At 66.2% G+C, this 19,166-nt stretch carries 18 protein-coding genes; 7 read left to right on the forward strand and 11 right to left on the reverse strand.

What is annotated here, in order from left to right:
• Nucleotides 1-57: 57 nt before the first annotated feature.
• Nucleotides 58-1,074: a magnesium transporter CorA family protein gene (locus tag ACVWZ5_RS16650; protein WP_062575273.1), complete on the reverse strand. Its 1,017-nt coding sequence runs from the start codon at nt 1,072-1,074 to the stop codon at nt 58-60.
• A gap of 12 nt (nt 1,075-1,086) precedes the next feature.
• The gene (locus tag ACVWZ5_RS16655) at nt 1,087-2,673 is read right to left on the reverse strand and encodes a RimK family protein (protein ID WP_336197379.1); all 1,587 of its coding nucleotides are present in this window, start codon (nt 2,671-2,673) and stop codon (nt 1,087-1,089) included.
• 92 nt (nt 2,674-2,765) lie between these two features.
• Here ACVWZ5_RS16655 and ACVWZ5_RS16660 point away from each other — a divergent pair, with 92 nt between their 5' ends.
• Nucleotides 2,766-3,872, forward strand: a complete 1,107-nt coding sequence (locus tag ACVWZ5_RS16660) for a peptidase C39 family protein (RefSeq protein WP_084941845.1) — start codon at nt 2,766-2,768, stop codon at nt 3,870-3,872.
• A gap of 137 nt (nt 3,873-4,009) precedes the next feature.
• Entirely contained in the window at nt 4,010-4,903 is an 894-nt protein-coding gene (locus tag ACVWZ5_RS16665) for a GNAT family N-acetyltransferase (RefSeq protein ID WP_157763516.1), read from the forward strand.
• Between the two features lie 89 nt (nt 4,904-4,992).
• On the opposite strand, the gene ACVWZ5_RS16670 is transcribed toward ACVWZ5_RS16665, so the two are convergent.
• The 4 genes from ACVWZ5_RS16670 to ACVWZ5_RS16685 form a co-directional block, all read right to left on the reverse strand.
• Nucleotides 4,993-6,003 carry a zinc-dependent alcohol dehydrogenase family protein gene (locus ACVWZ5_RS16670; RefSeq protein WP_084941843.1) on the reverse strand — a complete coding sequence of 337 codons (1,011 nt, stop codon included), beginning with the start codon at nt 6,001-6,003 and terminating at the stop codon, nt 4,993-4,995.
• A gap of 94 nt (nt 6,004-6,097) precedes the next feature.
• The gene (locus tag ACVWZ5_RS16675) at nt 6,098-6,688 is read right to left on the reverse strand and encodes an HAD family hydrolase (RefSeq protein ID WP_084941842.1); all 591 of its coding nucleotides are present in this window, start codon (nt 6,686-6,688) and stop codon (nt 6,098-6,100) included.
• Nucleotides 6,685-7,554, reverse strand: coding sequence for an acyl-CoA thioesterase II (gene tesB, locus ACVWZ5_RS16680; RefSeq protein ID WP_062575279.1), 870 nt, complete (start codon nt 7,552-7,554; stop codon nt 6,685-6,687). The genes ACVWZ5_RS16675 and tesB overlap by 4 nt, the downstream gene beginning before the upstream one ends.
• Nucleotides 7,555-7,645: 91 nt before the next feature.
• A complete protein-coding gene (locus ACVWZ5_RS16685; RefSeq protein ID WP_028692061.1) occupies nt 7,646-8,215 on the reverse strand; it encodes a GNAT family N-acetyltransferase in 570 nt (189 codons plus the stop codon).
• A gap of 167 nt (nt 8,216-8,382) precedes the next feature.
• Between ACVWZ5_RS16685 and pmrG the strand changes: the two genes are divergently transcribed.
• From pmrG to ACVWZ5_RS16700, 3 genes are all read left to right on the forward strand, one after another.
• The gene (gene pmrG, locus ACVWZ5_RS16690) at nt 8,383-9,069 is read left to right on the forward strand and encodes a lipopolysaccharide core heptose(II)-phosphate phosphatase PmrG (RefSeq protein WP_062575280.1); all 687 of its coding nucleotides are present in this window, start codon (nt 8,383-8,385) and stop codon (nt 9,067-9,069) included.
• 83 nt (nt 9,070-9,152) lie between these two features.
• Nucleotides 9,153-10,067 (forward strand): histone deacetylase family protein, encoded by a 915-nt coding sequence (locus ACVWZ5_RS16695; protein WP_084941841.1) that lies wholly within the window; start codon nt 9,153-9,155, stop codon nt 10,065-10,067.
• A 149-nt stretch (nt 10,068-10,216) separates the two neighbouring features.
• The gene (locus tag ACVWZ5_RS16700; protein ID WP_062575786.1) at nt 10,217-11,458 is read left to right on the forward strand and encodes a TIGR03862 family flavoprotein; all 1,242 of its coding nucleotides are present in this window, start codon (nt 10,217-10,219) and stop codon (nt 11,456-11,458) included.
• A 34-nt stretch (nt 11,459-11,492) separates the two neighbouring features.
• Here the strand turns inward: ACVWZ5_RS16700 and ACVWZ5_RS16705 are convergent, their stop codons facing one another.
• Together ACVWZ5_RS16705 and yedA are read right to left on the reverse strand one after the other, a co-directional pair.
• Nucleotides 11,493-12,824, reverse strand: coding sequence for a DEAD/DEAH box helicase (locus ACVWZ5_RS16705; protein WP_062361989.1), 1,332 nt, complete (start codon nt 12,822-12,824; stop codon nt 11,493-11,495).
• 64 nt (nt 12,825-12,888) lie between these two features.
• Nucleotides 12,889-13,809: a drug/metabolite exporter YedA gene (gene yedA / locus ACVWZ5_RS16710; RefSeq protein ID WP_062575282.1), complete on the reverse strand. Its 921-nt coding sequence runs from the start codon at nt 13,807-13,809 to the stop codon at nt 12,889-12,891.
• 153 nt (nt 13,810-13,962) lie between these two features.
• Between yedA and ACVWZ5_RS16715 the strand changes: the two genes are divergently transcribed.
• Nucleotides 13,963-14,421 carry an Lrp/AsnC family transcriptional regulator gene (locus tag ACVWZ5_RS16715; protein WP_028692067.1) on the forward strand — a complete coding sequence of 153 codons (459 nt, stop codon included), beginning with the start codon at nt 13,963-13,965 and terminating at the stop codon, nt 14,419-14,421.
• Between the two features lie 41 nt (nt 14,422-14,462).
• Here ACVWZ5_RS16715 and ACVWZ5_RS16720 read toward each other — a convergent pair whose 3' ends face one another.
• Both ACVWZ5_RS16720 and ACVWZ5_RS16725 read right to left on the reverse strand, forming a co-directional pair.
• Complete coding sequence (locus tag ACVWZ5_RS16720; RefSeq protein WP_028692068.1) at nt 14,463-14,942, reverse strand: NYN domain-containing protein; 480 nt, start codon at nt 14,940-14,942, stop codon at nt 14,463-14,465.
• Between the two features lie 91 nt (nt 14,943-15,033).
• The gene (locus ACVWZ5_RS16725; protein WP_028692069.1) at nt 15,034-15,759 is read right to left on the reverse strand and encodes a DUF2076 domain-containing protein; all 726 of its coding nucleotides are present in this window, start codon (nt 15,757-15,759) and stop codon (nt 15,034-15,036) included.
• 157 nt (nt 15,760-15,916) lie between these two features.
• Here ACVWZ5_RS16725 and ACVWZ5_RS16730 point away from each other — a divergent pair, with 157 nt between their 5' ends.
• On the forward strand, nt 15,917-16,573 hold the full coding sequence (locus ACVWZ5_RS16730) for a YciC family protein (protein ID WP_062575283.1): 657 nt from the start codon (nt 15,917-15,919) through the stop codon (nt 16,571-16,573).
• A 19-nt stretch (nt 16,574-16,592) separates the two neighbouring features.
• On the opposite strand, the gene hrpB is transcribed toward ACVWZ5_RS16730, so the two are convergent.
• Nucleotides 16,593-19,121: an ATP-dependent helicase HrpB gene (hrpB, locus tag ACVWZ5_RS16735; RefSeq protein ID WP_062575284.1), complete on the reverse strand. Its 2,529-nt coding sequence runs from the start codon at nt 19,119-19,121 to the stop codon at nt 16,593-16,595.
• Nucleotides 19,122-19,166 lie beyond the last annotated feature (45 nt).

Consider the following 19,166-nt stretch of genomic DNA (forward strand, 5'->3'; position numbering starts at 1 on the left):
TCACCACCGCGAACACCACGATCACCGTGACGATCATCAGGCCGATCTGCAGATTGCTCATGGTGTTCTCCAACTGGCGATTCCAGGGAATGAAGGGGTGGGCCGCACAGCAGGGCGCTCGGTTTGCGCAGGGGACGCGACAGGGCGACGCCCTCGGGCCAGGCGCTGGAGTGCCAGCACCATGAGCATGCCCAGCAACAGCATCCCCAGCACCAACAAGGCATAGGCCAGCCACCACGGCACGCCCGCGGTCATCATGCTGAACTCGGACATGCCGCCAACGCTGGCGATCAGGTTCAGCGGCAGGAATACCACGTTGATCAGGGTGAGCTTGCGCAAGGTGTCGTTCATCGCGTTGTTGGCCAGGTTGCCGCGGGCGTCCATCAAGCCGGCGAACACCGTCGAGTAGATCTCGGCCTGCTTGTGGCACTGGTCGTTCTCGATGACCAGGTCGTCGATCAGCGCCAGCACCTCGGGCTTGAAATGGCGCTTCTCGCCATGGACGCGCAGCCGCGAGAGCACCGCGCCATTGCTGTGGATGGCGTTGATGTAGTGGATCAGGCTCTCGCTGAGGTTGAACATCTGCATCAGGTGGTGGTTCTCCAGCGACTGCTCGAAACGTTGCTGCAGTTCGCGGGCGACCATCTTGATCACCTTCAGGTGCCCCAGGTAGTGATGCAGGTTGTCCAGCAGGATGGCCAGCAGCACATCCATCGGATCGTGCAGCGCATGGCGCTGCCCGAGGCCGTCGAGCAGGGAGGCATCCGGGGCGATCAGCACCAGGTGGCCGTCGACCATCAGCATGCCGAACGAGGACACCTGGAAGGCGAAGCTGTCTCCCCCGGTGTAGCTCTGCGGACGTTTCCAGATCAGGAACAGGCCATCGCGGTGCAGTTCGATGCGTGACACCTCGTCCGGGTCGAGTGCCGAAGCCAGGGCATGGGCATCCAGGTGGAACCAGGCCTGCAACAGTTCACGCTCGGCACTGTCCGGTTCGACGAACAGCAGCACCTCGCAATCGAGCCCCTCGCGCTTGCGCAACTGACCATGGGCCAGGCTGTAGCTTTCGATCATGCCAGCACCTCGTTACCAGGCTTGCCCCCGGCGCTTCTGCTCCAGGCGGCGGATGAATTCCTCCAGCACCAGGGTGTAGAGGTCGTCGTGCAGATAGGCGTCCTCGATGCCGGCGTCGAGGTTGGGGTTGTCGTTGACCTCGATCACCACCACCCGGTCGCCGACCTGCTTGAGGTCGACGCCGTACAGGCCATCGCCTATCAGGTTCGCGGCCTTCACCGCCAGTTCCACCACCGCGCGCGGTACCTCGTGCACGGCCAGTGTGCGGCACTCGCCGTTGACCTCGTCGCGCTGGGCCTGGTGGTTGAAGATCTGCCAGTGGCCCTTGGACATGAAGTACTGGCAGGCGAAGATTGGCTTGCGGTTGAGCACGCCGATGCGCCAGTCGTATTCGGTGTAGAGGTATTCCTGGGCCAGTAGCAGCACCGAGTGCTCGAACAGTTCGGCGGTGGCGGCCTGGAGTTCGGCGGCGTCCTTGACCTTGATCACGCCCCGGGAGAAACAGCCGTCAGGGATCTTCAGCACCAGAGGAAAGCCCAGCCGCTCGCCAATACCTTCCAGCGCCTGGGGGTTGTCGCGGTAGAGGATTTCGCTGGCCGGCATGGCCAGGCGATGACTGCGCAACAGGTCGGTCAGGTAGACCTTGTTGGTGCAGCGCAGGATCGACGCCGGGTCGTCCATCACCACCAGCCCTTCGCTCTCGGCTTTCTTGGCAAAACGGTAGGTGTGGCTGTCGACACTGGTGGTCTCGCGGATCAGCAGCGCGTCGTATTCGGCCAGGCGGGCGTAGTCCTTCTTGCCGATCAGCTCGACGTCGACCCCGAGCTGGCGACCGGCGCGAATGAAGTGCTCCAGCGCCTTGGGGTTCGACGGCGGCAGCGCCTCATCAGGGTCGTGGAGGATCGCCAGGTCGTAGCGCGCCACCCGCCGCGAGCGCGGTTGACGCCAGATCCGCCGGCTGAAGCCATCGAGGGCATTGGCGAAGGGGTCCTGCTGGTCTTCACGCAACTTGTGCAGCGCGCCGACCTTGACCCCGGCGATATGCCAGGTGCTGGTCTTGCGGAACTCCACCAGCAGGATCGGGCACGGGAAGCTTTCGAACAGCTGGCGGGCAATGTCTTGCAGCGGTTCCAGATCGGTACGGCCGAAATACAGGGTCAGGGTGAACCCTTCGGTTTCGCCGTAGGGGTGATTGGCCAGGGCACTTTCCAAGCTGCGCGCCATGTCGTCCAGGGCCAATCCATATAACGACTTGCGGGTCAATTCACTGATACTTCTGACCGAAGGAATGACTTTGTGTCCGCGCGCCTCGGCCAACAACGAACAATAATAACCGTGGCCTAGATACTTATAATTACGACATAGGTTTATTACCTGGACACGCTTGCCGTTATCGGCTTCGCGTGGCGCCTCCAGGTATTCCTGGGCCGTCACGACATCCTCGCTGGGCAGGTACGAAGCCCAGTCCTCACGCCGCTCCACGATGATAACCAGCTGACTTGACTTATTATCCAGGGTCAGTGGATAAATAACACCAGCCGTACGTGAGTGTGAACTTTCCCCGGGCCAGCCAGGTAAGGGTTCCTGAAACGATGACATATTTGAAGCCCTGTGTTGGGTAGACACGGTTTCTATTAAGCACGAAGTTTTTCGAATGTCCCGTTTCATTACGCAACTTTTACGGCGGCCCTATGCACATCGAATTTCGCCTGGCAACTGTTGACGACCTGCCGGCCCTGCTGGCGCTGGAGAACCAGTGCTTCGCGCTCGACCGGCTGACCCCGCGCAGCTTTCGCTGGATGCTGTCCCACGCCAACGCCAGCCTGCTGGTGGCGCAACGCGACGGCCAGCTGATGGGTTATGCGCTGTTACTCTTCCACCGTGGCACCTCGCTGGCCCGGCTGTATTCCATCGCCATTGCCGAACAGGCGCGTGGCCGTGGCCTTGGTGCCCGACTGCTGGAACAGGCCGAGCGCTGCGCCCTGGAGCACGACCGCGCCTACCTGCGTCTTGAGGTACGCACCGACAACCCCAAGGCCATCGCCCTGTATGAACGCCATGGCTATCGCCGCTTTGCCCAGGTCGATGACTACTACGAGGACCACACCAGCGCCCTGCGTTACGAGAAGCGCATCCTCCAGCACCCGACGGGCGAGACGCGCTTGGTCCCCTACTACGCCCAGACCACCGACTTCACCTGCGGCCCGGCCTGCCTGCTGATGGCCATGGCCGCCCTGCAACCGCTGCGCCCGCCAAGCCGGCGCGAGGAACTGCGCCTGTGGCGCGAGGCGACCACCGTGTTCATGACCTCCGGTCACGGCGGTTGCAGCCCCCATGGCCTGGCCCTGGCCGCCTGGCGCCGGGGCTTTCGCGTACGGCTGCTGCTCAATACCGAAGGGCCGCTGTTTCTCGACGGTGTGCGCCAGCCCGGCAAGAAGGAGGTCATGCGCCTGGTCCATGAGGACTTCTGCGCCGAGTTGCAGGACAGCGACGTGGTCATCGCGCGGCAGGCGCCCAACCTGCCTCGGGTGCTGGCCGAAGGCGGCCTGGCGCTGGTGCTGATCAGCAACTACCGGCTGACCGGCAGCAAGGCACCGCACTGGGTGCTGGTCACCGCCTGCGACGACGACTTCGTCTACCTGCACGATCCCGACACCGACCACGCTCGTCACCGCCAGGCCCTGGACTGCCAGCACCTGCCGGTCAGCCACCAGGCGTTCCAGCGCATGAGCCTGTTCGGCGGGCGCAAGTTGCGGGCGGCGGTGGTGGTGTATGCAGGGAGTGAAACTGCGGTGTAAACAGAGACCACCGCCTGACCGGTGTGGGCGGCCACCTTTCTGCGCCTGCCCCCGACCGCGATGGCACAAACCCTTACAACTTTTCATCCGCGCAACGGTTAACGTTCACCCTCAAATTACGGACAGGTATGAACGCCATGGCACTCCTCGCCGACGACCCCTCCCTCGCGCAAGTCGAGCACTATCGCGACGACCCGCACCTGCGCGCCGAACTCAATGCCCTCACCCGCCAGACCTACGGCTTCGACTTCGAAGACTGGTACCAGGCTGGCTTCTGGCAAGAAGACAACCAGCCGTGCTCACTGGTTCGCAGCGGGAAAATGCTGGCCAACGCCTCGGCCAACCTGCTCGACTTCACCCTCGATGGCCAGCCTCTGCGTTGTGTCCAGATCGGCACGGTGATGACAGCGCCTGCGGCACGAGGCCGTGGCTACAGCCGCTACCTGATGGAAGTGCTTGTAGAGCGCTGGGCAGGTAAATGTGACCTGTTGTACCTGTTCGCCAATAGCACCGTGCTGGATCTCTATCCACGGTTCGGCTTCCGCCGGGTGATCGAACACGAATATTTCCAAGCCAGGTCGACGCCCCCTGAAGTCAGCACGTTCCATCCTGTGGATCTTGGCGACAGCACACAACGTGAACACTTCATGGCAGCGGTAATGAAGAGTTGCCCACAGGCACGGTTGAGCCTTGTGCCGAATGTACCGTTGACAATGTTCTACTGTGACGGCCCCTACCGAGAAGCCTTGTTCCATTCCTCAAGACACGAGGCATACGTGGTGGTGGAGCACGACGGCGAGCGGATGGTGCTGGTGGATGTATTCTGCGAGCGCGAACTGGTGCTGGCCGATGTGGTGTCCGAACTGGTCAGGGCAACGACCCGGGAGGTGCTGCTGGGGTTTGCGCCGCTGAGCAGCGAGGGCTTCGCGGCGCGGGTTGTGGATAACGATGATGCACTGTTCGTCTGGGGTGCATCGCAAACCAATGTCGATGGACAGGTGCTGATGTTTCCGCTGCTGTCCCACACCTGAATGGGTACTGGGGCTGCGTGGGAGCATCGGCGCGCCGTCGCCCCCACACCAAACCAGCGCTTGCTCGCCACAACACCTTGGGGAGAGCGTCACCAGGTCAGGCAAATCTTGCCAAAATGCTTGTTGCTCTCCTGGTATTTGAAGGCCTCGACCATCTGCTCCAGCTCGAAATGCTTGTCCACCACCGGCCGCAGGCCATTGGCGTCGATAGCGCGAACCATCGCCTGCTGCTGAGCGCGGCTGCCTACCAGCACGCCCTGCAGGCGAATCTGCCGCACCAGCGCCTGCACCAGCGGCAACTGCCCGGCCACGCCGGTGAGGATGCCGATCAGCGACACATGCCCGCCGATCCGGGCGGCAACCATCGACTGCTCCAGCGTGGCCGGGCCACCGACTTCGATCACATGGTCCACACCGCGTCCGCCGGTCAGCGCACGAACCTTCTCGCCCCAGGCGGGCGTGGTCTTGTAGTTGATCAGGTGATCCGCTCCCAGCGCCTTGAGACGCTCCAGCTTGGCATCGCTGGACGAGGTGGCGATCACCATGGCGCCGGCCAGCTTGGCGAATTGCAGGGCGAAGATCGACACGCCGCCGGTACCCTGCACCAGCACGCTGTCGCCGGGCTTGAGGTGGTCATCGCCCATCAGGGCGCGCCAGGCGGTGAGGCCGGCGGTGGTCAGGGTCGCCGACTCGGCATGGCTGTAGCCCCTGGGCGCAAGGGTGAAGGAGCTGGCCCGGGCGGTCACCTGTTCACGGGCATAGCCGTCGATGCCGTCGCCCGGCACGCTGGCAAAACCCTCGACCAGGGCCTGACCATCGAGCCAGTCGGGGAAGAAGGTGCTGACCACCGCATCGCCGACCTGGAACTCGCTGACCCCGGCGCCCACCGCGACCACTTCGCCGGCACCGTCAGCCATGGGGATGCGCCGCTCGCTCGGCCCCCACATGCCGCTGACCACGGCGAAATCGTGATAGTTGAGGGAGCTGGCATGCAGGCGGACGGTGATCTGGCCGGCCTTGGGCGCGGCGGTTTCGCAAGTGCCGACCTGGACCTTGTCGTAGCCGCCGCCGGGCAGGACATAAAGGGCCTTGGTGTTCATGGGTGAGGCCTCCATCGTGGCAAAAGGTGCAGTGCAGCTTAGCCCTTTCGCGGCACAAGGCCGCTCAGAGGGATCGCGCATGGCATGAGGGATGTCAGCCGAGCAACGCCCTCAGCACCCGGCAATCGGCCGCATGCCAGTCGGCCAACTGCGGCCATGGGTTGTCCGGCAGGTTGACCAATACGGTGCGGGTGCCTGCGGCCCGGCCGCAGTCCAGGTCGAAGCGGTAGTCACCGACCATCACCATCTCAGCGGGGCTCACGCCCCAGGCCCTGGCGATCTGCAGCAGCCCGTCAGGGCTGGGCTTGGGCGCCGCCTCGTCGCGCCCCAGAATATGCTCGACCGGGAAGCAGTCAGCCAGGCCGATGGCCTCGAGGGTGACATGGGCCAGTTCGCGGGCGTTGCGGGTGAGGATGGCCAGCCGGCAGTCACGCCCGGCCAGCTCACGCACCAACTCCACCGCGCCGTCCGCGGCCTTGGAGGCGATCGCCAGGTCGCGTTCGTGCTCCAGCAGCCAGGCATGCTTGGCCGCCGCCTCCTCCGCCGGCAAGGCGGCCAGGTGGGTGAGGATGTCGTGGTCGGACGGAATGTCGAGCGCCTCGCGGATGGCCGCGAAGTCATGCACGGCGACCGTCAGCGTGCCATCCATGTCGAACACCCAGTGGCGAATATCCCCGAGGCTCATGCCCAGTCCTTGCGATGGCGGATCAGGCCCTCCTGGGTGGACGAGGCCACCAGTTGCCCGGCGCGGTTGAAGATGCTGCCACGGCAGAAGCCACGGGCATTGCCGGCCCAAGGGCTGTCGGTGGCGTACAGCAGCCACTCGTCGGCGCGCAGGTTGCGGTGGAACCACAGCGAATGGTCGAGGCTGGCGATCTGCATGTCCTTGCGCCACACCGACTTGCCATGGGGCAGCAGGGAGGTGGTCAGCAGGCCGAAGTCCGAGGCGTAGGCCAGCAGGTACTTGTGCAGCGCCGGGATGTCCGGGAGGTTGCCGTCGGCACGGAACCAGGCGTACTTGATCGGCTCGCCGGGCTCGGGATCGAACGGATCGCGCTCGGTGACCGGGCGAATCTCGATGGGCTTGGCGCACAGCACCTTTTCGCGGATGCGCTCGGGCAGCTTGTCGGCCATGGCGCTGGCCAGCTCGACTTCGCTGGGCAGGTTTTCCGGGCCGACAACGTCCGGCATCTGCGCCTGATGCTCGAAACCCTCCTCGTCGTACTGGAACGACGCGCTGCAGGTGAAGATCGGCTGGCCCTTCTGGATCGCCGTGACCCGCCGGGTGCTGAAGCTGCCGCCGTCGCGCACACGGTCCACCGAATAGACCACCGGCATGCTGGCGTCGCCCGGGCGCAGGAAGTAACCGTGCAGCGAATGCACATGGCGGGCATCCTCGACCGTCTGGCTGGCCGCCGACAGCGACTGGCCAAGCACCTGGCCACCGTACAGCTGGCGGAAGCCCAGGTCCTGGCTGCGTCCGCGGAACAGGTTCTCCTCGATGGACTCGAGGCTCAGCAAGTCGACCAGATCGTCGAGTACGTGGCTCATGGGGTTCTCCTGGCAAGGCAATACGGCGCGGTTGTACCGGCGAATGATACAGGGTTTTGCCGTTCGTCCCGTCGTACGAATGGCGACCTATTCAGCCGCGCAGGTTCTGTTGCCAGCGATCACGGTCGATGCGGTACAGCACATGGGGGCGCAGTGGATCGCCGACAGGCAGGCGCGGATGCTCGAAGCTGCCCGCCAGGTCCTGGACCATGCCAATGGCTTGCATCACTTTCTGCGACGGCAGGTTGCCCTCGGTGGTGAACGACACCACTTCGTCCAGGTGCAGTTGGGCGAAGGCACAGCGCAGGCAGGCCCAGGCCGCCTCGCTGGCGAAGCCCAGCCCCCAGTGGCGGCGGGCCAGGCGCCAGCCGATCTCGACCGCCGGGCCGAACGGGGCGTCGAAGTTGACGTGGAGCAGGCCGGTCATGCCGATGAAGGCGCCGCTGTCCTTGCGCTCCAGGGCCCACAGGCCAAAGCCGTACTCGTTGAAATGGCCACGGATCCGGCCAATCAGCGCCGCCGCCTCGACCCGGGTCATCGGCGCGGGGAAGTAGCGCATCACCTGCGGGTCGGCGCACAGGGCGGCGAACTCGCGCAGGTCGTCGTCCTGCCATTGGCGCAACACCAGGCGCGGACTTTCCAGTTCGAGAAGGGGGGTCATGGGCACGGCTCCGAAATCACGGTCTGGCAGTGTACAGCGTAGGCCGCGCGCATCAGTCAACCGATGCTTTTTTCACATCGGTTTCACCGCCCCCCGACAGGCCGCTTCGCACAATGCCGGCACATACCGCGGCCTTCGTCGACGCCGCATTGCCATCGGAGTGACGCATGCACCCCAGCAACACCCTGCACAATCCGGCCCTGCTGGCCCCCCGCAAACGCCGCCGCTCGCGCACCGCGGTCGGCGCCGCCATCGGCCTGCTCCTGGCACTGGCCGGGGCCAGCACCTGGCTAGCGACGAGGACGCACATCGTGAACCTTGGCAACGAGCAACAGTTGAGCGACAGCGGCCTGCTGCAGGATTGGAAGGAAGGTGCGGTGATCGTGATGATCCGCCACGCCGAACGCTGCGACAGTGCCCCGGGGCCGTGCCTGGACGATCCGACCGGCATCACCGTGTCCGGCAGCCAGGCGGCGCAACGGGTCGGCCAGGGCCTGCAGCAACTGGGGTTGGCCGGCGCCGACCTGCTTAGCAGCCCGAAGCTGCGCACCCGCCAGACCGCGCACTTCATCCTCGGCCAGGCCGTGACCAGCGAAGACTGGCTGGAGCGCTGCGAGCACCGGTTCCCGGCCGAGGCCATGGCCCGCAAACGGCCCGGGCACAACCTGGTGCTGGTGACTCACAACGGTTGCATCGATCACTTCGCGCGCCAGCAGCATGTACCGGGCGGCGAACGGGAGAGCGGCTACGTCAGTGCGCTGTTCGTGTCGGTGGATGGCAACGGCAAGGCGCGGATCCTCGGGCGGATGAACGAGCCGGACTGGCAGAGGGTGCTGGCATCGGCAGGTCAATGAGCGAATAGCAGGCCCAGATTCGGTTGGCATCGGAGCCACCAAAGCTGGCAAGATCGGTGCTCGCCCCCCATCGCGTCGACACCATGCCCCTGCCGCTGATCTACCACGACGACTACAGCCCGGAGTTCCCGCCGGACCATCGCTTCCCGATGGACAAGTTCCGCCTGTTGCGCGACCACTTGGTGGACAGCGGCCTGACCACCGACGCCGCCTTGCTGCGCCCGGAGATCTGCCCCAACGACATCCTCGCCCTGGCCCATGACCGCGACTACATCGAGCGCTACATGAACGGCGATCTGTCCCGCGAGGACCAGCGCCGCCTCGGCCTGCCCTGGAGCGAAGCCCTGGCCCGGCGCACCGTGCGCGCCGTGGGCGGTTCGCTGTTGACCGCCGAGCAGGCGCTGCAACACGGCATCGCCTGCCACCTGGCCGGCGGCACCCATCACGCCCACTATGACCACCCGGCCGGCTTCTGCATCTTCAACGACCTGGCGGTGATCAGCCGTTATTTGCTGGAGGCCGGTCGCGTGCACCGGGTGCTGATCTTCGACTGCGACGTGCACCAGGGCGACGGTACCGCGCGCATGCTCCAGGACACCCCGGAAGCGATCACCGTGTCGCTGCACTGCGAGCAGAACTTCCCGGCACGCAAGGCCCAGAGCGACTGGGACATCCCCCTGCCCCGCGGCATGCACGACAGCGCCTACCTCAAGGTGGTCGAGGACGCGCTGAACTACCTGCTGCCGCTGTACCAGCCCGACCTGGTGCTGTACGACGCCGGCGTCGATGTGCACAAGGACGACGCCCTGGGCTATCTGAACCTGACCGACGCAGGCCTGGCCGCCCGCGACGAGCACGTGTTGCGCCAGTGCCTGGGCCGCGACATTCCGGTGGTGGGCGTGATCGGCGGCGGCTATAGCAAGGACCGCGAAGCCCTCGCCCGGCGCCACGGTATCCTCCACCACAGCGCGGCGCGGGTGCTCGGTTGTTCACAATGACTGTGGAACCGCTTGTGGATAACCTGCGGGAAAGCCGCTCCAGCCCTTTAGCTTCCTGCGCTGCAGAGAATTGATCGTTTTTTGAGCTGTGTCGTGGCAGGCCCCGCTGAGGTAGAATGCGCGGCCTTTTCCACAGCCTGTCGCCCGCCATGAACGATCCCCGCCCCGCTTCCAGCCCCCTTGTCGCCGTGATCGGCGGCGGCCCTGCCGGCCTGATGGCCGCCGAGACCCTGGCCCGGCGCGGGATGGCGGTGCAAGTGTTCGACGCCATGCCCTCGGTGGGCCGCAAGTTCCTGCTGGCCGGCGTCGGTGGCATGAATATCACCCATTCCGAGCCCTACCCCGCCTTCGTCGGCCGCTACGGCGCGCGCCAGGGCGAGATCGACCCCCTCCTGCGCGACTTCGATGGCCAGGCCCTGCGCCAGTGGATTCACGGCCTGGGCATCGAAACCTTCGTCGGCACCTCGGGCCGCGTGTTCCCTCGCGACATGAAGGCCGCGCCACTGCTGCGCGCCTGGCTCAAGCGCCTGCGCGAGTCCGGCGTGGTTATCCACACCCGGCACCGCTGGCTGGGCTGGACAGCCGAAGGCGCCCTGCGGATGAGTTATCCACAAGGCGAGCTGCAGGTACAAGCCGATGCCGTGATACTGGCCCTGGGTGGCGGCAGCTGGGCGCGCCTGGGCTCGGACGGCGCCTGGATGCCGCTGCTGGCTGAGCGGGGTGTGGATATCTCTGCGCTGCGGGCGAGCAACTGCGGTTTCGAGGTCGAGGGTTGGAGCGATCTGCTCAAGGACAAGTTCGCCGGCGCCCCGCTGAAGAACATCGCGCTCGGCATGCCCGGTACTGCCGCGCGCAAGGGCGAATTCATCCTCACCGCCCAAGGGGTGGAGGGCAGCCTGGTGTATGCCTGGTCGGCGGCGCTGCGCGAAGCGATCGAACGCGCCGGGCGGGCGACGCTGCTGCTCGACCTGCTGCCGGACCGGCCTGTGGACAAGATTGCACAGGCCCTGGCCAAGCCCAGGGGATCGCGCTCGATGGCCAAGCACCTGCACGGCCAGCTGGGGATCGACGGGGTGAAGGCGGCCTTGTTGCGCGAGCTGACCGACCAGGCGACCTTTGCCGACCCCGAGCGCCTGGCGGCGGCGATCAAGGCGTTGCCGATCATGCTGGTGCGGACCCGGCCATTGGACGAGGCGATCAGCAGTGCCGGTGGCGTGCGCTTCGAAGGGTTGGATGAAGGGCTGATGGTGCGCAACCTGCCGGGGGTGTTCTGCGCGGGCGAGATGCTGGATTGGGAAGCGCCGACTGGGGGCTACCTGCTGACGGCGTGTTTCGCCAGTGGTTTGCGGGCGGGAAATGCGGCGGCGGATTGGCTGGCGCGCCTGGCCTGAGTAATGCCGGGGCTGCTAAGCAGCCCCGGTGACCTCAAGGTTTGCGCTTGCCAGGCTTGCCGCCAAAGCTCGGCACCTTGCGCACCGCCTTGACCGCCGGTGCCGAAGCCCCCGCCTCCTCGCTGTCCATCCAACGCCCCAGGCCGCGCTTGGCACTGTTCTCTTTCGGCTTCTTGGGTTTCTTCGGTTTCTTCAGCACCTGGCCACTGGCGTCGGTCACCGGCACCCGGTGATCGGGAATGAAGTCCGGCTCCTCATGGCGCGGCAGCACCTGGCGGATCAGGGTCTCGATCGACGCCAGCAGTTGCACCTCGTCGGCGCACACCAGCGAGATCGCCTCGCCCTTGTTGCCCGCGCGGCCGGTGCGACCTATACGGTGCACATAGTCCTCGGCGACAATCGGCAGGTCGAGGTTGACCACCAGCGGCAAGTCATCGATGTCCAGGCCGCGGGCGGCCACGTCGGTGGCCACCAGCACCTGGACCTCACGGGCCTTGAAGCTGTCCAGGGCGCGCTGGCGGGTAGCCTGCGGGCGATCACCGTGGATGCCGTCGGCGTTCACGCCTTCGGCTAGCAGGCGCTCGACCAGTTGGTCCACGCCATTGCGGGTCTTGGCGAACACCAGCACCTGCTTCCAGCGCTGCTTGCGCAGCAGGTGGCAGAACAAGTCGGCCTTGCGCTTCTTGTCCACCGGCACCAGCCATTGCTTGACCGTGTTGGCAGCGGCATTTCGCGGGCTGACTTCGATGCTCAGCGGATCGTTCAGCGCCAGGCCCGCGAGCAGGCGGATCTGGTCGGAGAAAGTGGCGGAGAACAGCAGCGTCTGGCGCTTGCGCGGCAACGCCGCATACACCGCCTGCAGCTCCTCGGCGAAGCCCAGGTCGAGCATGCGGTCGGCTTCATCGAGCACCAGGGTCTGCACCTGGCCGAACTTGATGGCGTTCTGGCGGAACAGGTCGAGCAGACGGCCCGGGGTGGCCACCAGCAGGTCGACGCCGCGGCGCAGGCGCATCATCTGCGGGTTGATGCTGACACCGCCGTACACCGCGTAGGTGGACAGTGGCAGGTTCTCGGCGTACTCACGCACGTTGGCGTGGACCTGCTCGGCCAGCTCGCGGGTCGGCACCAGCACCAGCGCGCGCACCGAGTTGCTGGCGACCTTCTCCCCTTCCAGCGCCAGGCGCTGCAGCACCGGCAGGGCGAAGCCGGCGGTCTTGCCGGTGCCGGTCTGGGCGGCGGCCATCAGGTCGCGGCCGGCGAGCACGGCGGGGATGGCCTTGGCCTGGACCGGGGTGGGCGTGGTGTAGTCCAGCGTCTGCAGGGTACGCAGCAGCGGTTCGATCAGGCCGAGTTGGGCGAAATTCATGGCAATACCGTCAGGGGGTTCAGCGAAGGCGGCAAGTTTACCCCAGTGCCACGGTGGCCGGTATTTACTTGCACACCCCTTCTTTAAGCGGCACGGGCGCCTCCGGCACCTTGCGCCACTGCGGCAGGCCGATCAGCACTACCGCGCCGATGATCACCGCCATCGCCACGCATTCCTCGGCGCCGATCTGCTCGCCGGCGAAGACGATCCCCAGCAGCACCGCCACCGCAGGGTTGACGTAGGCATAGCTGGTGGCCGCCGCCGGACGCACGTGCTTGAGCAGGTACATGTAGGAACTGAACGCCAGGATCGAGCCAAAGAACACCAGGTAGGCCAGCGCGCCCCAGCCGGCGGCGGTGGGCATCTGGGTCAGGCGCTCGCCGCTGACGGCGCTGCCGATCAGCAGCGCGGCACCGCCCACCAGCATTTCAGCGGCACTGGCCATCGCGCCCTGGGGCAGTGGCAGGCTCTTGCTCCACACCGAACCGAAGGCCCAGGCCGCCGCGGCGAACAGGATCAGCGCCGCGCCCATGGGGCTGGCCTGCAGGTTCGAACCCATGTTGAGCATGCCGATGCCCACCAGCCCAAGAGCGATCCCCGCCCACTCCAGGCGCGAGTTGCGATGGCCGAAGAACAGGCCGAACAACAGGGTGAACAGCGGCACCGTGGCCACCGCCAGTGCCGCCACGCCCGAGGCGACCCCGGCGTGTTCGGCCAGGGTCACCCCGCCGTTGCCGCAACTGAGCAGCAGGAAACCGATCGCTCCGGCCGCACGCCACTGAGGCCAGGTCGGCGCAGGCGCGCCGCGCCAGCGCAGGAAGCCATACAACAGGCTGCCGGCAATCAGGAAACGCACCCCGGCCATCAGCATTGGCGGCCAGGACTCCACGCCGATGCGGATAAACAGATAGGTCGAGCCCCAGACCAGGTACAGGGCGAGAAAGGCGCCGACAAGCAACAACGGGAAGCGACGGGAGGAGGACATGGCAAGGGCTCGAAATCCGTTTACGGGTGGATTAGTTTAGAAAGGCCCAGGCGCAAACTTAAGTTACAAAACACGTTTAAAACACCGAAACACTTTGTAATGCATGGTTATACGGCGCCTTTCCAATCGATTACAAAGTCAGCAGGAGTCCCCATGGACAAGTACGACCGCATGCTCCTCGCCGCCCTGCTGGAAAACGGGCGGGCCACATACGCGCAGCTGGCGCGCCAGGTCAATCTCTCGGCCCCGGCAGTGGCCGAGCGGGTGGCCAAGCTTGAGGCCTGCGGCGTGATCAGCGGCTACACGGCCAAGGTCGACCTGGAGAAGATCGGCCTGCCGATCCAGTGCGTGATGGAACTGCGCCTGGCCAGCCATGGCAATCAGCAGGCCTACGAGGCCCTGGAGAAAATCCCCGAACTCACCGAATGCCATCGGGTGACCGGCGACCCGTGCGTGATCATGCAGGCGGCCGTCACCTCGATGGGCGAGCTGGAGGCGCTGATCAACCGCGTATCGCAGCTGGGCTTCACCAAGACGTCGATCATCCTGTCGAGCGCGGTGGCGCGACGGGTGCCGCTGGGGCATCTGGACAGCAACGGCAAGAAAGGCTGAAGCCCACTCCCTTGTACGTGCGCGGCTCGCAGCATCACAGATCAGTGGCGCAGCAGTAGCCGGCCTTCGATAGGCACGTAACGGTTTGCGGCGCGGATCACCGACAACGCGGTCAACCCAGGCACACCGTACACGACGGTTTCCACGCCATGGCGTTGCATCGCCCGCTCCAGCAACAAGTCAAAATCACCGTCGCCCGAGGCCAGCACCACCTGGTCGACCCGCGCCGCCGCCTCGATGACATCGAGGGTGATGCCCACGTCCCAATCGCCCTTGGCCGAGCCATCGGCGCGCTGGATGAAGGGTTTCAGGCGCACCTCGAACCCCAGGTTGCGCAGGATCTGCTGGAACTGCTGCTGCTTGCTGTCGCCACGGTCGATGGCATAGGCCACGGCTTCGACGATCTGCCCTTCGCGGCTGACCTCGGCCCACAGCGCGGCGTAGTTGAAGTGGCAGCCATGACCTTGGCGAACCGTGTAGTAGAGGTTCTGCACATCGGCGAACAGCGCGATTTTCTTCAAACGTGGGCACCCCGCGAATCCGTGTATGGGGGCTGCTGCCCGCGAAAGGGGCGCAACGCGCCCCCAGATTCCAGCGAGTATGCCAGAGCCCTCAGACGTAGTCGTCGTCCGAGAAGAAGCCGCCATCGTCACCGCTGTAATCGGCATCGGCATAACCACCCTGGTCATTGCCCCAGCCACCGTTGTCCGCCACCTGACGCTGGCTGTCCTGGTCGTTCCAGCCGCCAGCGTCGCTGGCTGGCGCCGGCTCCTCCTTGATCACCTCGACGATTTCTTCAGGCTGCGAGTGATGGTTGAACAGGCTGCTGATGCCCTGGGCCAGCAACACGCCACCGGCTACGCCCGCGGCGGTCTGCATGGCGCCACCGAGGAAGCTGCTGGCGCCGCTGCGCGCCGGCGCGGGTGGCGCACCGAAACCCTGCTGCTGCGGTGGCGGGGCATACGCCTGGGGCGCCGGTTCACGCCAGCCTCCCGAGGAAGTAGGCGGCGCGGCCGGGCGCTGCGGTTCTGGATTGCGGGCTCCCGCGCCGAAGATGCTGGAGAGGAAACCACCGCCACTGCTGGGGCGGCTCGCATCCACTTGCGCACGCGCCTGGCGCAGCTCGGCCTCGAGCTGCTTGTTCTGCTCGTCCAGGCGCTTGATCGCCGCCTCCTGGACCAGGATCGCCTGGGCCATGTAGTAAGGCGCCGCCGGCTGCTGGCGCAGGTGCTCCTCGATGCGCGCCTGGGCCTGGGCATCGCGCGGCTGGGCCGGGTCCTCGGCTTGCTTGAGACGGCCGAACAGGCCGTCGATCAGGGTTTGTTCTTCAGTGTTCATCGGGGCAACCTCGTGCGCTGAACAGGACATCGGACAGCGTCAAAGATGGAGGCCCGGATGTCGCGATTCAATTGTCCGGGCCATGAAACTTTTTTCAGCAAGCGGGCCGACTGGGCTAAAGTTACGCCCTGCTTTTTCTGCCATGCGATGTTGACCGATGAATCCGCTGAGCGTTCTGCGCGACTCCCTGTACTTCTTCCGCCGTCACCTGACGAGCATCCTGCAACTGTGCCTGCCCTTGGTCGTTCTTGAGGCCCTCGGCACCCAGTTGCTCTACAGCCAGCTGGGCGAGCAGGCCTCGCCGGCCTACGGCATGCTTGTCAGCCTGCTGTTCTACCCGCTGTACAGCGCCGCGCTGATCCTTTACCTCGATACCCGCAGCAACGGCCAGGACACCGCCAAGCGCGACCTGTTCGCCCGCGCACTGCAGCTTTGGCCGATGCTGGCCCTGCTGATCGTGATCAGCTCGCTGCTGATCATGGCGGGCCTGGCGCTGCTCATCTTCCCCGGCGTGTGGATCATGGTGAACCTGGTGTTCGCCGAGTACCTGCTGGTGCTGCGCGGCCTGCCGGTGATCGAGTCGATGCGCACCAGCGCGCGCATGACCACCGGGCATTTCCTGCGCATCATGGTCTGCATGCTCTCGGTGCTGGCGCCGCTGTGGTTGATCGACGGCCTGCTGCTGCAGTTGTTCCCCGAGCCGCAGCCTGGCGTGCAACTGGCCCTGGACAGCCTCAGCGGCTTCCTGCAGCTGTTCAGCACCGTGGTGCTGTACCGCCTGTTCATGCTGCTCGAAGGTGAAGCCGGCGCTTGAGACCGGTATTCACCAAGCGTCAGGCTTTCCTTGGCTTGGCCCTGGCCGTGGCTTCCGCCACCAGTGGATCGTCCGGCCAGTAGTGCTTGGGATAGCGCCCTTTCAGGTCCTTCTTCACCTCGGCATAGGTGGTGCGCCAGAAGTTGGCCAGGTCCTGGGTCACTTGCACGGGTCGGCGCGCCGGTGACAGCAGGTGCAGTTTGACCTGCTGGCGACCGTTGGCGATGCGCGGGGTGTCGGCCAGGCCGAACAGCTCCTGCAGGCGCACGGCGAGGATCGGTGGCTGCTCGCTGTAGTCCAGGCGAATGCTGGAGCCCGAGGGCACGGCCAGGTGTGATGGCGCGAGCTCGTCCAGACGCTGGGGCAGGGGCCAGGGCAACAGGTTGCGCAGGATCGACGGCAGGTCCAGATTGGCGAAATGGCTCAGCCGCGACACCTTGCCCAGATAAGGTTGCAACCAGTCTTCCAGGCTGGCGAGCAAGGCGTCGTCGCCCAGATCCGGCCACTCGCTGTGGCCGTCCTTTTCCAGATCCAGCTGACGCAACAGCGCGACGCGGGCCTGCCACTGGCGCAGTTCCGGGGTCCAGGTCAGCAGGTTCAGGCCCTTGCGCCGCACCAACCCCAGCAATGCCCTGGCCCGTGCGTCGTCATCCAGCCCCGGCAACGGTTCGCGACTGAGCACCAGCTCACCGACCTTGCGCTGGCGCTCGGCGCGCAGCACCTGTTCACGTTCGTCCCAGTCGAGCAGGTCGAGTTGCTCCACCTGCTCGGCCAGCACACCGTCGAACAGCGCCGGATCGAATTCGGCGGCCAGGTAGATGCGTTCCTCACGCTGCCCCTGGCGGCTGCCCAGGTCGGCAATCACCAACCACGGGCTTTTCATCAGCGCATCGGCTTCGGCGAACAACGCCGCCCGGCCATTGGCCAGGCGGTACTCGGCGCCGCCTTCGCGACGCTGCTGCGCCACCCGGTCGGGGTAGGCCAGCGCCAGCACGGCGCCCAGCCAGCGGGGATGGTCGGGGTCGGCGACCGGGCTGCGCGGTTTGCCACGCAACTGGCCGCGGTACTGCCGGGCCAGTTGCCGGGCGCGCTGCACACCGCCCTGCCCGCCACGAGAGACGCGGCTCTCGCCGCTTAGCAGCGCCAGCCGGCTGTGCAGGTCGGCACCGCCGCCGCGCAGGATGTCGCGCTCGCCCAGCAGCGCGGCGACATCGCAGGCCATGTCGGCCAATCCGAGGTCCTGGCCGCGCAGCAGCAGGTGGGCGATGCGCGGATGCGCAGGCAGCTCGGCCATGGCCTGGCCATGGGTGCTCAGGTTGTCGCGGCACCCGGGCTTGAAGGCACCGAGCCGGGCCAGCAGGTCCTGGGCCTGGCCGTAAGCAGCGGCCGGAGGCTGGTCGAGCCAGCTGAGCTGCTCCGGTGGCACGCCCCAGCGCGCCAGCTGCAGGGCCAGCCCGGCCAGGTCGGCCTGGAGGATCTCGGCGCTGCCATGGGCCGCCAACTGATCGTGCTGCGCCTCGGACCACAGTCGATAGCACACGCCGGGCTCAAGGCGACCGGCACGCCCGGCACGCTGGGTGGCACTGGCGCGGGAAATGCGCTGGGTGTCCAGGCGGGTCATGCCGCTGCCGGGATCGAAGCGCGGCACCCGCGCCAGACCTGCGTCGATCACCACGCGCACACCGTCGATGGTCAGGCTGGTTTCGGCGATATTGGTGGCCAGCACCACCTTGCGCTGCCCCTTGGGCGCCGGTTCGATGGCGGCGCGCTGGGCGCTCAGCTCAAGCTCGCCGTGCAACGGGCAGAGCAGCATGTCCGGGCGTTCGCCCACGGCCTCCTGCAGGGCCTGGTGCACGCGGCGGATCTCGGCCTGCCCGGGGAGGAACACCAGCAGGCTGCCGGACTCGTCGGCCAGGGCCTGGAGCACGCAGTCGACCACGCGCGGCTCGACGAACTCGCCAGGCTGCCAGGGTCGGCTCCAGCGGATATCCACCGGATGCATGCGTCCCTGGCTGCTGATGATTGGCGCCTCGTCGAGCAGGCGCGAGAGTCGCTCGCCCTCCAGGGTCGCCGACATCAGCAGGATCTTCAGCGGCGGCTCGTCGCGCAGCAGCGCCCGGCCGTTGAGGCTCAGGGCCAGGGCCAGGTCGGCATCCAGGCTGCGTTCGTGGAACTCGTCGAAGATCAGCAGCCCCACCCCCTCCAGCGCAGGATCCGCCTGCAGGCGGCGGGTGAGGATGCCCTCGGTGACCACTTCGATGCGCGTGTTCGGGCCGACCTTGCTGTCCAGGCGGATGCGGTAGCCCACGGTATCGCCGACCTTCTCGCCCAATTCGCTGGCCAGGCGCTCGGCAGCGGCGCGGGCGGCCAGGCGCCGGGGCTCGAGCATGAGGATGCTCTGTCCTTGCAGCCAGGGCTCATCAAGCAGGGCCAGGGGCACGCGGGTGGTCTTGCCGGCGCCGGGAGGCGCCTCGAGCACCGCTTCGTCACGTTGGGCCAGGGCCTGGCGCAGGTCGGACAGTACGGCATCGATCGGTAATGAAATCATGGTGGTCCTCGAACAATCGTCCGAGTATAACGGCGAACCGAGGCT

The sequence above is a fragment of the Pseudomonas sp. TE6283 genome, assembly GCF_054060555.1.

Bases quoted from the DNA above. Each gene is read 5' to 3' on its own strand.
- ACVWZ5_RS16725 (WP_028692069.1), bottom strand. From the start codon at position 15,759: ATGAACACTGAAGAACAAACCCTGATCGACGGCCTGTTCGGCCGTCTC.
- ACVWZ5_RS16715 (WP_028692067.1), top strand. From the start codon at position 13,963: ATGGACAAGTACGACCGCATGCTCCTCGCCGCCCTGCTGGAAAACGGG.
- pmrG (WP_062575280.1), top strand. From the start codon at position 8,383: ATGCACCCCAGCAACACCCTGCACAATCCGGCCCTGCTGGCCCCCCGC.
- hrpB (WP_062575284.1), bottom strand. From the start codon at position 19,121: ATGATTTCATTACCGATCGATGCCGTACTGTCCGACCTGCGCCAGGCC.
- ACVWZ5_RS16700 (WP_062575786.1), top strand. From the start codon at position 10,217: ATGAACGATCCCCGCCCCGCTTCCAGCCCCCTTGTCGCCGTGATCGGC.
- ACVWZ5_RS16650 (WP_062575273.1), bottom strand. From the start codon at position 1,074: ATGATCGAAAGCTACAGCCTGGCCCATGGTCAGTTGCGCAAGCGCGAG.
- ACVWZ5_RS16675 (WP_084941842.1), bottom strand. From the start codon at position 6,688: ATGAGCCTCGGGGATATTCGCCACTGGGTGTTCGACATGGATGGCACG.
- ACVWZ5_RS16705 (WP_062361989.1), bottom strand. From the start codon at position 12,824: ATGAATTTCGCCCAACTCGGCCTGATCGAACCGCTGCTGCGTACCCTG.
- ACVWZ5_RS16695 (WP_084941841.1), top strand. From the start codon at position 9,153: ATGCCCCTGCCGCTGATCTACCACGACGACTACAGCCCGGAGTTCCCG.
- ACVWZ5_RS16660 (WP_084941845.1), top strand. From the start codon at position 2,766: ATGCACATCGAATTTCGCCTGGCAACTGTTGACGACCTGCCGGCCCTG.
- ACVWZ5_RS16670 (WP_084941843.1), bottom strand. From the start codon at position 6,003: ATGAACACCAAGGCCCTTTATGTCCTGCCCGGCGGCGGCTACGACAAG.
- yedA (WP_062575282.1), bottom strand. From the start codon at position 13,809: ATGTCCTCCTCCCGTCGCTTCCCGTTGTTGCTTGTCGGCGCCTTTCTC.
- ACVWZ5_RS16655 (WP_336197379.1), bottom strand. From the start codon at position 2,673: ATGTCATCGTTTCAGGAACCCTTACCTGGCTGGCCCGGGGAAAGTTCA.
- ACVWZ5_RS16685 (WP_028692061.1), bottom strand. From the start codon at position 8,215: ATGACCCCCCTTCTCGAACTGGAAAGTCCGCGCCTGGTGTTGCGCCAA.
- ACVWZ5_RS16730 (WP_062575283.1), top strand. From the start codon at position 15,917: ATGAATCCGCTGAGCGTTCTGCGCGACTCCCTGTACTTCTTCCGCCGT.
- tesB (WP_062575279.1), bottom strand. From the start codon at position 7,554: ATGAGCCACGTACTCGACGATCTGGTCGACTTGCTGAGCCTCGAGTCC.
- ACVWZ5_RS16665 (WP_157763516.1), top strand. From the start codon at position 4,010: ATGGCACTCCTCGCCGACGACCCCTCCCTCGCGCAAGTCGAGCACTAT.